Source organism: Faecalibacterium sp. DFI.5.82 (assembly GCF_029076575.1).
Lineage (GTDB): Bacteria > Bacillota > Clostridia > Oscillospirales > Ruminococcaceae > Faecalibacterium > Faecalibacterium duncaniae.
The window spans coordinates 1-318 of record NZ_JARFIS010000376.1; the positions used below are offsets into that span (position 1 = coordinate 1).

Genomic DNA, 318 nt, shown 5'->3' on the forward strand with positions numbered 1-318 from the left:
GCAGGACACGGCTGCCCAGCAGGGCCAGGAACAGGCCCAGTGCGGCCACGCCGGAAAGCAGCGTCCAGCTGGAGTTCTGATAGCTCTGGGCGTTGAGCCGGGCGACCGCAGCCTGCACCAGCGCACCGCAGGCGGCCAGCGCCGGCATGGTGTCTGCACTGGGGCGGCCCTTGAGGCCCTGCAGGCCATCCCGCAGGACAGGCCAGCCCACAGCCAGCGCACCGGCCAGAAAGAGCTGGTTGGCAGCATAGAACGCCGCCGGGGCGATCACGGGGTCAAGGGAGGCCACAGGGGCCAGCAGCCCCTCGGCAACAAGGC

General features: G+C 71.1%; 1 pseudogene. It reads right to left on the reverse strand.

The features are described 5' to 3' along the window. Positions 1-318, reverse strand: a pseudogene (locus P0G09_RS17060) (cell envelope biogenesis protein OmpA); the annotation flags it as partial.